Consider the following 13,660-nt stretch of genomic DNA (forward strand, 5'->3'; position numbering starts at 1 on the left):
ATAACAAGATGACAGTGCATACCCCTTATCTTTGGCAAAAAGACAACCTGCAGGCCGCCACAAATGGCAGATGGTCAGGCGAATTTGATGCTCAAAGTTGCCGCATTACGACCGATACTCGCAAAATAGAGCAGGGCGATATTTTTCTTGCCATCAAAGGTGAAAATTTTGATGGGCATGATTATGTTGAGATGGCAAAAGAAAAAGGAGCGGTGCTTGCCATTGTTAGTGAACAGGTGGCAAGTGATTTGCCACAACTCATCACAGGCGATACCAAAAAAGCGTTGGGACTTCTTGGCAAATACCGCCGAGATGCTCACCCTGATTTAATGGTGGTTGCTTTGACAGGCTCATCAGGAAAAACCACCACGAAAGAAATGCTAGGGCATATCTTAAGCCAAATCGCCCCGACACTCATCACTCGTGGCAACCTAAACAATGATTTGGGTGTACCAATGATGCTACTTGAGCTGTCTGACGAACATAAATTTGCTGTGATGGAGCTTGGGGCGAACCATGTGGGCGAGATTGCTTATACGGCAGGGCTTGTTCGTCCTGATGTGGCATGCGTACTAAATATCGGTACGGCTCACTTAGGCGAGTTCGGTGGGCGTGCCAACATTGCTCGTGCTAAAGCAGAAATTTACTCGGCACTTAGTGAAGATGGCGTGGCGATTGTGCCTTTTGGCGATGAATTTTGTACGCTGTTAAGCCAAACCGCCAGTAATTTTACCGATAGAATGCTTAGCTTTGGTGAACAAAATGTACCACTATCACAGGCACAGCTGTCCGATGAGGACATACAGATGTTGTCTGAGCAGGGTGTTAGCTCGGTGCTGATGATGGGTGATTTGTTTGCTGATGACATTGATGTGGCAACCACGCATAGCACTTTTAGTTTAAATACAAATATTGAGATTGATGAGATTGAAAGCCTGCCGGTACAGCTACCACTCATTGGCGAGCATAATGTAACTAATGCGTTGGCGGCATCAGCGTGTGCCTACGCTTTGGGTGTGCCACTTCACAGCATTGTTCGTGGACTGCAATCTGTTACTGCCCCACAAGGGCGATTGACTCGCATGGCGTTTGGTGAGCATATTGTCATTGATGATACTTATAATGCCAATCCAACTTCCATGCTTGCTGCTGCCAAAGTGCTAGAGCAAGAGGATAATGCCAAGATTTTGGTGTTGGGAGATATTTTTGAGCTGGGCGAAGCGGCAGCTGATGAACATTATCAGTTGGGGCAAAACATCGCACCACTTGCCTTAGACGCCATCTTTGCTGTCGGTGAGAATATGAAGCACATGGTGCGTGCTGTCAATGAATTGCGACCGATAGCGACACACTTTGAGGATAAGTCAGCTTTGTTTGATGCTCTAAGACTGCGTTTACAAGATGGTGCTACAACCATACTGTTCAAGGGGTCTCGTGGTATGAAAATGGAGACGCTGATTTGTGATTTGGCGAATCTTGGGTGAATTTGGCTTTGATGATATAGATTTTAGACAAATTTTTTAGATAACTGATTTAGATAGATAATAATGCTACAAGGGTTTGATTATGCTTTACTGGTTGTTTCAGCATAGCGACATTGCCATCTCTTCTTTGACGCTACGAGCGTTGCTGGCGGTGATTACGGCACTGCTCATTGTCATCGGTGCAGGCAAGCCTGTCATTCGTTATTTGCGTACTTTAAAGTATGGTCAAGCGGTGCGTGATGATGGTCCAAAAACACATCTTGTCAAACAAGGCACGCCGACAATGGGTGGTGTGCTCATTTTAGCGGCAATCGGTATTGCAACTTTGGCATGGGCTGATTTATCCAATCCTTATGTATGGATTTTGATGGTAGTGATGGTGGTTTTTGGTGCAGTTGGTTGGGCAGATGACTGGCTAAAAATTAAGCACAAAAACCCACAAGGCCTCATCGCTCGTAAAAAGTATTTTTGGCTGTCGGTGGGTTCGCTGTTTGTGGGCGGTTCTTTGTATTATATCGCTTTACAGCAGGATACTGCCACCGCTGCTGCCATGCAAGATTTACTCATCCCTGTATTTAAGCATTGGGTAGTTCCACTATCAGCGATTCCATTTGGCTTGGGATTTATTATCCTAACTTACTTTACCATCAATGGTTCATCAAATGCGGTGAATCTGACCGATGGTTTGGATGGACTGGTGATTTTGCCTGTGGTGTTGGTGGTGGCAGGACTTGGGGTATTTGCTTATATTTCAGGCTCAATGAATTATGCTGCTTATATGCATGTGCCTTATATCGCCTATAATGCAGAGCTTATCATTGTTTGTGCTGCCATCATCGGAGCAGGGCTTGGTTTTTTGTGGTATAACGCTGCCCCTGCTGATGTATTCATGGGAGATGTTGGGGCGTTGTCATTGGGTGGAATGCTTGGTACGATGGCGGTCATGACTCGCCAAGAGCTTGCTTTTGTCATCATGGGTGGTGTTTTTGTGGCGGAAGCATTATCTGTGATTTTACAAGTGGGTTCATACAAACTTCGCAAAAAACGCATTTTTTTGATGGCACCACTGCACCATCATTTTGAAGAGATGGGTCTAAAAGAAACCAAAGTTGTTGCTAGGTTTTATATCGTGTGCATCATCTTGGTGGTGCTTGGGTTGATGACGCTTAAGCTAAGATAGCGATGGTGGTGTGCCATTTGCCATATGATAATAAACTTAAAAAAGCACAAGATTAACGCTTGTGCTTTTTTGATGTGCGTTACTTTGATGGATTTGTAGGTGCTGTGCCACTTGGCAGGGATTGATTTTGGGTTGGCATTGATGATAAAGCCCAACACATTATGGTTGGGCTTTATCATGATTGGTGGGTGATTCTATTCTTGAGTTACAGGGATTTTGCCAATTTTGGCTTGCCAGATCTTAGGAGCGGTTGCATGAACTGACACGCCATTGCTATCCACAGCGACTGTTACAGGCATGTCTTTAACCTCAAATTCATAGATTGCCTCCATGCCTAAATCCTCAAAAGCGACTACTTTGGCGTTTTTGATTGCCTTAGAAACAAGATAAGCAGAACCCCCCACCGCCATGAGATAGACTGCTTTGTTATCAGCAATCGCTTCACAAGCGATTTTGCCACGCTCTGATTTACCAATCATGCCGATAAGTCCTGTTTGTTCTAGCATTTGACGAGTGAACTTATCCATGCGAGTAGCGGTGGTTGGTCCTGCCGGTCCTACCACTTCATCACGCACAGGATCAACGGGTCCGACATAGTAGATGAGTTTATTGGTGAAATCTACAGGTAGTTGCTCGCCCTTATTGAGCATATCGGTCATGCGTTTGTGAGCGGCATCTCGACCTGTGTAGATTTTACCGTTTAGTAGTAGTACATCTCCTGTTTGCCATGTGGCGACTTCTTCTTTGGTTAGGGTGTCCACATTGACACGCTTGCCATTGTCAGGGCTATAAGTGATATCAGGATAAGCGTCTAGGCTTGGTGGCTCTAGATTGACCGCCCCTGAGCCATCAAGCTCAAAATGTACATGGCGAGTTGCTGCACAGTTGGGAATCATTGCCACAGGCTTGGAAGCAGCGTGTGTTGGGTAGTCTAGGATTTTTACATCTAGCACAGTAGTTAGACCGCCTAGACCTTGAGCACCAATACCCAGTGCGTTTACTTTTTCAAAGATTTCAAGGCGAAGTTTTTCGGTGGTAGAAAGCTCTGCACCAGTCTCTGCTTTGGCTTTTAGTTCGTGAATGTCAATATGGCTCATCAGTGATTCTTTGGCGAGCAAGGTCGCTTTTTCTGGTGTGCCACCAATACCAATGCCTAAGATTCCTGGCGGACACCAACCAGCTCCCATTTCTGGAATACTCTTTAATACCCATGCTACGATGTCATCAGAAGGATTTAGCATGGCAAGTTTGGATTTGTTCTCGCTACCACCACCTTTGGCGGCACAGGTAACATCAACCGTGTCGCCTGCCACGATTTCCATGTGGATGACGGCTGGCGTGTTGTCTTTGGTGTTGATGCGTTTGCCTGCAGGGTCGGCAAGTACGCTGGCTCGCAAGGTATTATCAGGGTGGTTGTAGGCACGGCGAACGCCTTCATTTACCATGTCTGCCACACTCATGTCGGTGTCCCATTTGACATTCATGCCTACTTTTAAAAATACTGTTGCAATCCCTGTATCTTGACAAATTGGACGCTTGCCTTCGGCGCACATACGACTGTTTACCAAGATTTGTGTCATGGCATCTTTGGCGGCAGAATTTTCTTCACGCTCTAAGGCTTGGGATAGAGCCGTGATATAGTCGGTAGGGTGGTAGTAGCTGATGTATTGAAAGGCGTCCGCAATTGACTGGATAAAGTCTTCTTTTTTGATGACGGTCATGGTGATTTCCTTTTGGCTGGTTGTCTGATGACAACTGGCGATATTGTATATAAATGCCTTGTTATTGTAGCACAAATAACAAGGCGTGAAAATCCTTCTCTGCCTTAGGTGGCTAGGATAAAATCTCTGTCAATGCGGTAATCAAACGCTGATTTTGTTCAGCTGTACCGACTGTAATACGCAGATAATCTGCAATGCGTTGCTTGTCCCAATGACGCACAATGACACCTTGTTCACGCAGTTGATTAAAAATCTCTTTGGTGCTAAGCGATGTGTGATTTGGCTTTGCAAAGACAAAGTTTGCTGCTGATGGCAATACTTTAAAACCGAGTGCCACTAATGATTCGGTGAGGTCATTACGCAGTCTAATAACTGCTTGACGCTGTTTGATGAAATAATCTTCATCTAAGATGCTTGCCATCGCCCCTGCTTGTGCCACACGGTCAATAGGATAGCTATTAAAGCTGTTCTTATAAGTAGCGAGTGCCGCTATTAAATTGGCGTTGCCAAAAGCTGCACCCACTCTAAGCCCTGCCAATGCACGAGATTTTGAGAAAGTTTGTGTGACTAAGATATTATCAAACTCATCAATCAAACCAATTGCTGACGCTGATTTGACATCATCTGCATAGTCAATGTATGCTTCATCAATGACGATGACCGAATCTGGGTGGTTGGTGGCAAGAGTACGAATGTCATCTAATGAAAGCAGTATACCTGTTGGGGCATTTGGATTGGGTAAAATGATGCCACCGCACGCTGTATCATAGTCTTTAGGATTGATACAAAACTCATCATCAAGTGGAATGATTTTGGTGTCCACTCCGAAAGTCTGTGCATAAACAGGATAAAAGCTATAACTTACATCAGGCATCAGTAGCGGTAATTCTTTGGTAAAAAAACAGGCAAACACAAATGCCAGTACTTCATCTGAGCCATTACCCACAAAGACCTGTTCACGCTGTAAACCGTGATAATGAGCAAGCACCTGACATAATTCATCTGATTCTGGTTCAGGGTATAGGCGTAACGCTTGACCGTCATCTGCCAAGACCGCCTGCATGGCTGCTACTGCTTTTTGGCTTGGGGGAAATGGATTTTCATTGGTATTTAACTTACATAGATTAGACACTTTTGGCTGTTCGCCTGCCACATAAGGGGTAAGCTGGCTAACTTTTTTGCTCCATAGTCTTTTGTTGATGCTCATGTTGTCGCTCGTGTGATTTGATTGATGTTGTATTAGTCTAAATTAACCACGCCATAACGATAGCGTGCTGATAGGGCATGAGCATCTAGATTCTCCTGTACCGCCATGACATCAGCCGTATGAGCCAATGGCTGCGAACCTTTGGCTGTGCAGTAGATGAGCGAGGTTTTTTTGGTGAAATCATACACGCCCAAAGATGAGCTAAAGCGTGCCGTCCCTGATGTTGGTAGCACATGGTTTGACCCTGCACAATAGTCGCCAATCGCCTCTGGGGTATGTCTGCCCAAGAATATCGCTCCTGCATGACGCACCAGTTTTTCTACTTCATCAGGCTGATCAAGTGATAGCTCCAAATGCTCAGGGGCGACTTGGTTGATGACCGCCACACCCTCAGCCCTGTCTTTAACAAGGATTAACGCTCCACGATTGCTCAGTGCCTGACGAGCGATGTCGGCTTTTGGTAGGTTTGCCAATGCCTTATCAAGGGCGACTTTGACCGCCTCTAGTTGCTTGGGGCAAGTTGTTACAAAAATCGCCTGTGCCACTGTATCGTGTTCAGCTTGAGACAGCAAATCCATCGCTAGCCAGTCAGTATTATCCGCAGATTCGCCCTCAGCATAAACCAAGACCTCAGATGGTCCTGCGATCATGTCAATGCCTACTTGCCCAAAAACTGCACGCTTGGCAGCAGCGACATATTTATTGCCCGGACCTGTGATTTTATCAACAGGGGCGATGCGAGATGTGCCATAGGCTAATGCGGCTACAGCCTGTGCACCGCCGATGGTGATGACATCATTCACACCTGCTAGGTGTGCTGCCGCCAAGACAAGCGGATTGAGTTCACCTTTTGGAGCAGGGACGACCATCGTAATGCACGCCACGCCTGCAACTTTGGCAGGAATGGCGTTCATCAAGACGCTTGATGGATAGCTCGCCAGACCGCCTGGCACATAGATGCCGACACAGTCAAGTGGTGTTACTTTTTGACCTAAAGTATTGCCAAGCCCATCAACGAAGCGAAATCCTGTCTCTTTTTGGTGTTGATGAAAATCAAAAATACGCTGAGCCGACAGCTCTAGGGCGGTTTTTACCTCATCGGTTAGACCATCAAAGGCGGCTTTTAATTGAGCTTGACTGATGAACAGCTCATCCATGCTGATGGCAGGATGTTGGTCAAAACGCTTGGTTAATTCAAACACGGCTTCATCGCCATGCGTACGAACTTGAGCGATGATGTCATCAACAGTCTGAATTAAGGCTGTATCGGTTACAGTCTCAAAGGCAAGCAGTTCGGTTAATTTGTCTTGAAAATCAGCATCTTGGCTATTTAAAATGGCTAAATCTGGCATGATATACCTGCTAGTAAATGGCACAACTTATCGGTGTTCCGTGTGAATAAGAGGCTTGGCGGTATTAGCTAGCCGCCTGTTCTAGAATGTCTAAAATGGGTTGTAACTGGCTAAGTTTTCGCTTGTAACTGATGGGGTTGGCAATCAGGCGTGATGACACTTGACAAATCTCATCAAGTGGTTCAAGCCCATTGGCTCGCAAAGTATTCCCTGTATCAACCACATCCACAATCAAATCGCCAAGCCCAACCAATGGGGCAAGCTCCATAGAGCCATAGAGCTTGATGATATCTACTTGTTGACCACAAGAAGCAAAATATTCTCTGGCGACATTGGCATATTTGGTGGCGATACGAAGACGGCGAGAAGGTAGGGTTGCTCCTTTAACGCCTGCGGTCATAAGACGGCATTTGGCAATTTTTAAATCAATCAGATCATACACAGCGGCAGCATATTCTAGCAGTACATCTTTGCCTGACACGCCGATATCCGCTACACCATGCTCGACATAAGTTGGTACATCGGATGCACGAAGTAGTAAAAATCGGACATTTGAATCACTGCTTTGAAAAATTAATTTGCGTGATTTATTCATGTCTTCTAAAGGGCGAATGCCTGTCTTTTCAAATAAAGGCAGAGTCTCATCTAAGATACGCCCTTTTGATAGGGCGATGGTCAAGCCGTTAAAATCATCAGTCATTATATTGCCTTACTTTTTATAAAAAATTAACAAAGGCGTGCTAGCGACAGCTCAACAAAACGCTCATTGTTCTAACTTGTCGTTATGGATTGCTTTCTCAATGGTTGGTTGCCGGCAAAGGGTTTGGCAACTTTTATCCCTTAATCCGCTCAATATTTACGCCCAAGGCTTTTAGTTTGTTTTCCACATCATCATAGCCCCTATCAATGTGATAAATGCGGTCAATGATGCTTTCGCCTTCGGCACACGCTGCCGCCATGACAAGAGACATGGATGCTCGCAGGTCGGTTGCCATTACAGGTGCTGGCGTGAATTTCTCTACGCCTGTAACGATGGCGGTATGTCCGTCAATGCGAATGTTTGCTCCCATGCGGTTAAGCTCAGGCACATGCATGAAGCGATTTTCAAAAATATTTTCAATGATGGTGCTGGTGCCATCAGCCAAACAGCACACCGCCATCAGTTGTGCTTGCATATCAGTTGGGAAGCCAGGGTGGGCTTGGGTGCGAATGTCTGTCGCCTTAGGTCTGCCTTTCATGACGGCACGAATCCAGTCATCGCCTGTGGTGATGGTTGCACCCATTGCCTCAAATTTCTTTAAGACAGGGTGCAGATGCTCTGCTGATGTGTTGGTGGTCAATACATCGCCTTCACTCATCAATGCACCTGCCAAATATGAGCCAGTTTCAATGCGATCAGCAATAACACTGTACTCACAGCCATGCAGGCTTTCTACGCCCTCGATGATCATGGTTGGCGTGCCGATGCCATCAATCTTAGCTCCCATTGCCACAAGCATATTGGCTAAGTCCAACACTTCTGGCTCACAAGCACAGTTCTCTAGGCGAGTTGTACCACGAGCTAAGGTGGCTGCCATGATGACATTTTCTGTGCCACCTACCGTTACCATATCAAAGCTAAAGTTACAACCGACTAGGCGGCCACCTGCCGGAGCTTTTGCTTTGACATAGCCATTTTCTACAGCGATGGTTGCACCCATTGCCTTAAATGCCTTTAAATGCTGATCCACAGGGCGAGAACCGATAGAGCAACCACCAGGCAAAGAGACTTCCGCTTCGCCAAAGCGAGCCAATAATGGACCTAATACCAAGATGGACGCACGCATGGTGCGAACCAATTCATAGGGAGCATAATAGTTGGTTACACTGCGAGCATCTGCCACGACCGTGTTACCTTCTTTTGTGATGGCAACGCCAGTACCTGCGATGAGCTTGACAAGTGTCTCTGTGTCTTTTAGGGTTGGGACATTATGCAGGACGGTTTCATCATTTGGGAGTAGTATGGCAGCAAGCAGTGGTAAGGCTGCGTTTTTTGAGCCAGAAATGGCGACTTCACCTGCAATTCGGCTCTTGCCAATGATCTTAAATTTATCCATTTATTGTCCCTTTTTGGTGTTGTATTCATCAGGTGTCAAGGCATGAATGGTTAAGGCGTGCATTGCTCCACTTTGGATGTGTGGATTCACAATCGCATAAACCGCTTGCTGACGCTGTACGGGGCGTTTGCCCTCAAAGACGGCATCAACAATGAGTACTTCAAATTTGTTGCCTTGATTGGCGGCTTGAAGGTGAGCTTTGGGAAAATGTGGTTGTAGTAGTTCAATTAGGTCGTCAGCGTTCATGTTGGTTCCAAAGTGGTTTAAAATATGGGGTTTAGTCTTGCTATTATAACAAAATTTTGGCTTTTTATACCCAAATTTATACAGGTTTTGTGTGTTGTGTTAGTCTGGGTTATGGATTGTTCGTCCCTTGATGTAGTTGTACATAGCCACTGGTGCCACTTTTTGGGGTGTAGGCAGGGGCGATGTTGGTTGGGGCGTCGGTGCTGGCGTTAGGCACATAGATTTCTTGAAGCAAATAGGGTTCGTTGGTAGGCTCGGTGCTAACCACGCCGCCATATACTACGCTGTTGTCAGCTGTGATGTCTTGTGTGCTTGTTGGCGTGGCTGGCATATCATCATTGATTAGCGTGGTCAGTGTTACTGCCAATGCCATGCCTGCTGTGTTTTGTATCGCTGCTAGTATGTGGTCTTGTTGCTCTGGACTCATGTGTCCCATCACATAGGCTGTTTGGTCTCGTACGACTATTTTGTATTGTGATGATTTGATGCCTTGATTGGTCAGCAGGCGTGCGTTAATCTTGGATTTTAGGTAGCCTTCGTGTAGGGTATGGCTTTGGCTTTTTGGGGTGCTAGAGATGGTTAGGTAATTGTACACCTCTGCAACATCCCTCATGGATTTTACCATTGCTTCTATGTCATCTTTGATGGCTTGACTTGGCACTTCGCCTGTGATGAGTACTTCTTTACGAAAGCTATCAAATGCGATTCGTACCGTGTTTTCATTCACTCCGCTAATGCGAGCTAGGTTCTTGCGAGCCATCAGCTCGATGCTCTCATCACTGATGCGTTCAGGGATACTGCGACCCATCTCATAAACCCCAAAGGCATCGCCACCACCAAGCGTACTGCACGCTGTCAAGTTTAGGGCGGCTGCTAGTATTAGCATTGCCATCTTCGGGGTGTGTTGTATGAATGTCTGCATGGCTTTATCCTTTTAACTACTAACGACTTAATAACTGATGGCTCTTCAACACATGGTGTTGTAGTTATGCCATTTATCAATCAGTTTTTAACAAATTCTCATCAATTTTGATGGGTAGTTGTAATCAATATTCATATTTTAATCAATTTGTACTCAAGGGGAGCGACTACCACTGCGTCAAAAAAGCTGCTTGTACCCATTGGGCGTTTTCAATGCCTTCTTGATGGTCAAAGGCGATCACATCAAATCGGCAATCGTACTGCTCAAACTGCGGATTTTTTGCCACAAAATACTGTGCCGTTTGGATAATTTTTCGTTGTTTGGCAGGGGTGATACTCTCAATGCTGTTGGTAAATTGTCCAAGTTTGCGAGAGCGTACCTCAATAAATATCAGCGTCTGTATCGTCCTGCCAAATCTGTCGGTATTACTTTGTTTGGCGATGATGTCAATTTCACCCAGTCTTGGGGCATAAAAATTACAAGCAACCAGTTCAAGCCCTGAATGCTCTGCCCATGCTCTGGCACGCTGTTCATAAAAATCACCGATGGATTTTTTATTGTCAGCTTGATGATGGGTGGTCTTATGGGTACATTGTCTTTGTGATAAGTCGTTCATCAAGAGTTTATAACTACAATTAAGATGTCAATGATGGTCGTTGATATACCATATCAAGCTGTGCATAAACTGGGCGTATCAAGCAACGAACTTATAATGATTGATTACTGCTTACGCACAACGACAGTCTTGGCAAGTTTGTCATGCCAGCTTTGTTTTTTCTTATCAAAGCCTGCCCAAATATACCCCAATCCAAACACCACAGAAGATACGATGTAGTCAAGATAGCGAATGAAAGCTTGCTTTAATGTTAAAAGATTGCCTGTGCGTTCATCCAATACTTGCAAACCAAGCAACATTTTGCCAGGTGTAGCTCCTTTTCTTGTCCAAAACCAAAAAGTAACCAACAACGGCAAGCCTACTGAAATCAGGATATCTGCCACACCAAAAAACATCGTTTGGGTCGGCTCAACACTAAAATACGCATCAAAATAAGCATCGCCATAGACGAGGTATAACAAGGGCAAGCTGATGAGCAAAAACAGTATGCCATCAACAAGCTGTGCCACAAAACGAATCCAAAATCCTGCATAGCGATAGATGGTCTGATTGTAAGCAGGGTGGTCTAGGTGTGTTGGTTGTGTTGTATTTGACATGATAGGCTGTCTATAAATAAAATTGTACTTAGCATAGCAAAGTTTTTGATTTTACGCCATTTATTCGCATAAATAAACAAGATTTTTTTGTGATTTTTCTTTAAAATATATAAAAACCAAAGGAAATCTTACATGAAATTAAGAATATTGAGCGTAGGGCATAAGATGCCATCATGGGTGCAAGCAGGTATTGATGAGTATGCCAAACGCATTCAGCCGATGATGAATACCGAGATTGTTGAGATTGCCCCTGCCAAACGCCACAAGAACCCATCGCTTGCAGACATTGACAAATACAAACAGCAAGAAGGGCAGGCTATCTTGGCAGCTCGCCACCCAAAAGAAAAATTGTGGGTACTGGAAGTAAAAGGAAAAATGCTCTCCACTGAAGGTCTATCAGATAAGCTGAGTGTTGCCATGACAGATGGTGTGGACATCGCTTTGGTGATTGGGGGTGCTGACGGTTTATCCCCCCAAGTGCTGGCGGCGGCGGATTTTAAATGGTCGTTGTCAGATTTGACGCTACCACATCCTTTGGTGCGAGTGATACTCATTGAACAGCTGTATCGAGCGATGAGTGTGATCAATAACCACCCTTATCATCGTGGCGGTTGATGGGTGGTTGGTTACAATCCTTTTTGGTTTTGGGTGTTGTTAGATGTGCTAGTTGATTGGTTTAATCAACTTTTGATAAGTCAAGCCGAGCATCAATGCGATATACCAACCAAGTGCCTACTGCTGTCAGTATGGTAGCGGTAATGCCCAGTTTTACCACAGGGTTTGTGTCAAACAAGCTAAGAAGCAAGCCACCAAAAATCCCTACCGAAAATTGCAATGCCCCTTGCATCGCTGCTGCCATGCCTGCACGCTTTTTTTGAAAGGCTAGGGCGATTGCTCCAGCGTTAGGCTGTGTCAGCCCCAGTCCGGCAATACAACAAAAAATTGCCATAAAAACCAAAGCAACATGAGCATCGCCACCAAACACAAGCCCAAGCAATAGCAGAAAAGACGCTGAAGCCAGTTGCACCGATGCCCCAAAACGCAAGAGTTGCACCAGTTTAAATCGTTTAATTAAAAATTGATTGACCTGCGTTAAAGCAATAAAGCCAAAGGCATTCGCCCCAAAAGCGATGGCAAAATTCTCCTCAGATAGCCCGTAATTCTCCATGAATAGCACGCTAGAGATGGACAGATAAATAAAAAACGACCCTTGAAGCACGCCAGCTGCCACCGCAGGCACGGTGAAGGTTTTGTCTTTTAGTAGGTCAATATACCCTGTGATTGTTTGACTGATGGGCTGGGTATTGCGGTTTTCTGGGGTTAGTGTTTCTTTTAAGAACAGCTTGGTTAGGATGATGACAAATGTGCCATAAGCCGCTAAGAACCAAAATATCGTGTGCCAGTCTGCCACTCTTAAAATAGCAGCTCCTAAGGTCGGTGCTAAAATGGGAGCAACGCCCATAACCAGTACCATAAGGCTAAAGGCTTTGGCGGACTGTATGGGGTTTAGGGTGTCTCGAATCGCTGCACGAGTAACCACTCCTGTAACGCACGCACCGACTGCCTGTAGGGTGCGAGCCATGAACAGTATGGCTTCGGTGTTGGTGGTGGCACAGATTATAGATGCAATGACAAAGATTATCATGCCGATATACATGGGTTTGACACGCCCCACACGGTCGGAAAAAGGACCATAAAACAGCTGACCGAATACCAGTCCTATAAAATAAGCAGGCACAGAACGAGCGATATTGGTTGTGCTGACCCCAAACTCATCTGCCATGCTTGGCAAGGCAGGTAGGTACATATCAATGGCGAGCGGACCGATGGCAATCATCACCCCCATGATTAAGATCCATAAGGTGGGAAAGGGTTTTGATGAATGGGTTCGGTCGAGATCGGTTGGCATGGTTATCTTAAAAGTTGATTGGTGTGGAATTGGTTATTCTAGCACATTTTATAAGATTGGGGTGGTAGGTTTGGTTTGTCAAGCCCATAAAGCAACAACAAAATCAAGAGAGCATGAAATGCCAAGAGATCGGTCTGGAATTTATCTAAAGATTTTGGTTGGGTTTTAGCAACCAACAAATAGCCCAAGATTGCCCATGACCAAAGAAAAACACCACCCATTAGGGTGGCATCTTTTTAAACAATTCTACCAAAAACTACTGCTCAACATAAATCTGCACCTCAACACGGCGATTGGGTTGTAGACAACGGATTTGTTGTTTTTTGGTGCC

At 45.3% G+C, this 13,660-nt stretch carries 14 protein-coding genes; 3 read left to right on the top strand and 11 right to left on the bottom strand.

Going from position 1 to position 13,660, the window contains the following annotated elements; all coding sequences use genetic code 11:
- Positions 1–8: 8 nt before the first annotated feature.
- Complete coding sequence (gene murF / locus ACERC6_RS06480; protein ID WP_373628235.1) at positions 9–1,484, top strand: UDP-N-acetylmuramoyl-tripeptide--D-alanyl-D-alanine ligase; 1,476 nt, start codon at positions 9–11, stop codon at positions 1,482–1,484.
- Between the two features lie 82 nt (positions 1,485–1,566).
- Positions 1,567–2,664: a phospho-N-acetylmuramoyl-pentapeptide-transferase gene (gene mraY / locus ACERC6_RS06485; RefSeq protein WP_373628237.1), complete on the top strand. Its 1,098-nt coding sequence runs from the start codon at positions 1,567–1,569 to the stop codon at positions 2,662–2,664.
- Here mraY and ACERC6_RS06490 read toward each other — a convergent pair.
- From ACERC6_RS06490 to ACERC6_RS06535, 10 genes are all read right to left on the bottom strand, one after another.
- The gene (locus tag ACERC6_RS06490; protein ID WP_284673476.1) at positions 2,607–2,843 is read right to left on the bottom strand and encodes a hypothetical protein; all 237 of its coding nucleotides are present in this window, start codon (positions 2,841–2,843) and stop codon (positions 2,607–2,609) included. The genes mraY and ACERC6_RS06490 overlap by 58 nt on opposite strands.
- Positions 2,844–2,858: 15 nt before the next feature.
- On the bottom strand, positions 2,859–4,385 hold the full coding sequence (locus ACERC6_RS06495; RefSeq protein WP_284673475.1) for a fumarate hydratase: 1,527 nt from the start codon (positions 4,383–4,385) through the stop codon (positions 2,859–2,861).
- A gap of 112 nt (positions 4,386–4,497) precedes the next feature.
- Positions 4,498–5,592 (bottom strand): histidinol-phosphate transaminase, encoded by a 1,095-nt coding sequence (gene hisC, locus ACERC6_RS06500; RefSeq protein WP_373628238.1) that lies wholly within the window; start codon positions 5,590–5,592, stop codon positions 4,498–4,500.
- A gap of 32 nt (positions 5,593–5,624) precedes the next feature.
- The gene (hisD, locus tag ACERC6_RS06505; protein WP_373628239.1) at positions 5,625–6,944 is read right to left on the bottom strand and encodes a histidinol dehydrogenase; all 1,320 of its coding nucleotides are present in this window, start codon (positions 6,942–6,944) and stop codon (positions 5,625–5,627) included.
- A 64-nt stretch (positions 6,945–7,008) separates the two neighbouring features.
- Positions 7,009–7,644 carry an ATP phosphoribosyltransferase gene (gene hisG / locus ACERC6_RS06510; RefSeq protein ID WP_373628240.1) on the bottom strand — a complete coding sequence of 212 codons (636 nt, stop codon included), beginning with the start codon at positions 7,642–7,644 and terminating at the stop codon, positions 7,009–7,011.
- A gap of 133 nt (positions 7,645–7,777) precedes the next feature.
- A complete protein-coding gene (murA, locus tag ACERC6_RS06515; RefSeq protein WP_373628241.1) occupies positions 7,778–9,040 on the bottom strand; it encodes a UDP-N-acetylglucosamine 1-carboxyvinyltransferase in 1,263 nt (420 codons plus the stop codon).
- On the bottom strand, positions 9,041–9,286 hold the full coding sequence (locus ACERC6_RS06520) for a BolA family protein (protein WP_284673470.1): 246 nt from the start codon (positions 9,284–9,286) through the stop codon (positions 9,041–9,043).
- 109 nt (positions 9,287–9,395) lie between these two features.
- A complete protein-coding gene (locus ACERC6_RS06525; RefSeq protein WP_373628242.1) occupies positions 9,396–10,208 on the bottom strand; it encodes a BON domain-containing protein in 813 nt (270 codons plus the stop codon).
- A gap of 166 nt (positions 10,209–10,374) precedes the next feature.
- Complete coding sequence (locus ACERC6_RS06530) at positions 10,375–10,824, bottom strand: YraN family protein (protein WP_373628243.1); 450 nt, start codon at positions 10,822–10,824, stop codon at positions 10,375–10,377.
- Between the two features lie 104 nt (positions 10,825–10,928).
- Entirely contained in the window at positions 10,929–11,420 is a 492-nt protein-coding gene (locus ACERC6_RS06535) for an RDD family protein (protein ID WP_373628244.1), read from the bottom strand.
- Between the two features lie 132 nt (positions 11,421–11,552).
- Between ACERC6_RS06535 and rlmH the strand changes: the two genes are divergently transcribed.
- Positions 11,553–12,035, top strand: a complete 483-nt coding sequence (gene rlmH, locus ACERC6_RS06540) for a 23S rRNA (pseudouridine(1915)-N(3))-methyltransferase RlmH (protein WP_373628245.1) — start codon at positions 11,553–11,555, stop codon at positions 12,033–12,035.
- Between the two features lie 61 nt (positions 12,036–12,096).
- Here the strand turns inward: rlmH and ACERC6_RS06545 are convergent, their stop codons facing one another.
- Positions 12,097–13,329 (bottom strand): multidrug effflux MFS transporter, encoded by a 1,233-nt coding sequence (locus ACERC6_RS06545; RefSeq protein WP_373628247.1) that lies wholly within the window; start codon positions 13,327–13,329, stop codon positions 12,097–12,099.
- Positions 13,330–13,660 lie beyond the last annotated feature (331 nt).

Source organism: Moraxella sp. E33BD (genome assembly GCF_041807865.1).
GTDB classification, from domain to species: domain Bacteria; phylum Pseudomonadota; class Gammaproteobacteria; order Pseudomonadales; family Moraxellaceae; genus Moraxella; species Moraxella haemolytica.

Coding starts and splice junctions, on each gene's coding strand:
- murF (WP_373628235.1), top strand. CDS start 9: ATGACAGTGCATACCCCTTATCTTTGGCAAAAAGACAACCTGCAGGCC.
- mraY (WP_373628237.1), top strand. CDS start 1,567: ATGCTTTACTGGTTGTTTCAGCATAGCGACATTGCCATCTCTTCTTTG.
- ACERC6_RS06490 (WP_284673476.1), bottom strand. CDS start 2,843: ATGATAAAGCCCAACCATAATGTGTTGGGCTTTATCATCAATGCCAAC.
- ACERC6_RS06495 (WP_284673475.1), bottom strand. CDS start 4,385: ATGACCGTCATCAAAAAAGAAGACTTTATCCAGTCAATTGCGGACGCC.
- hisC (WP_373628238.1), bottom strand. CDS start 5,592: ATGAGCATCAACAAAAGACTATGGAGCAAAAAAGTTAGCCAGCTTACC.
- hisD (WP_373628239.1), bottom strand. CDS start 6,944: ATGCCAGATTTAGCCATTTTAAATAGCCAAGATGCTGATTTTCAAGAC.
- hisG (WP_373628240.1), bottom strand. CDS start 7,644: ATGACTGATGATTTTAACGGCTTGACCATCGCCCTATCAAAAGGGCGT.
- murA (WP_373628241.1), bottom strand. CDS start 9,040: ATGGATAAATTTAAGATCATTGGCAAGAGCCGAATTGCAGGTGAAGTC.
- ACERC6_RS06520 (WP_284673470.1), bottom strand. CDS start 9,286: ATGAACGCTGACGACCTAATTGAACTACTACAACCACATTTTCCCAAA.
- ACERC6_RS06525 (WP_373628242.1), bottom strand. CDS start 10,208: ATGCAGACATTCATACAACACACCCCGAAGATGGCAATGCTAATACTA.
- ACERC6_RS06530 (WP_373628243.1), bottom strand. CDS start 10,824: ATGAACGACTTATCACAAAGACAATGTACCCATAAGACCACCCATCAT.
- ACERC6_RS06535 (WP_373628244.1), bottom strand. CDS start 11,420: ATGTCAAATACAACACAACCAACACACCTAGACCACCCTGCTTACAAT.
- rlmH (WP_373628245.1), top strand. CDS start 11,553: ATGAAATTAAGAATATTGAGCGTAGGGCATAAGATGCCATCATGGGTG.
- ACERC6_RS06545 (WP_373628247.1), bottom strand. CDS start 13,329: ATGCCAACCGATCTCGACCGAACCCATTCATCAAAACCCTTTCCCACC.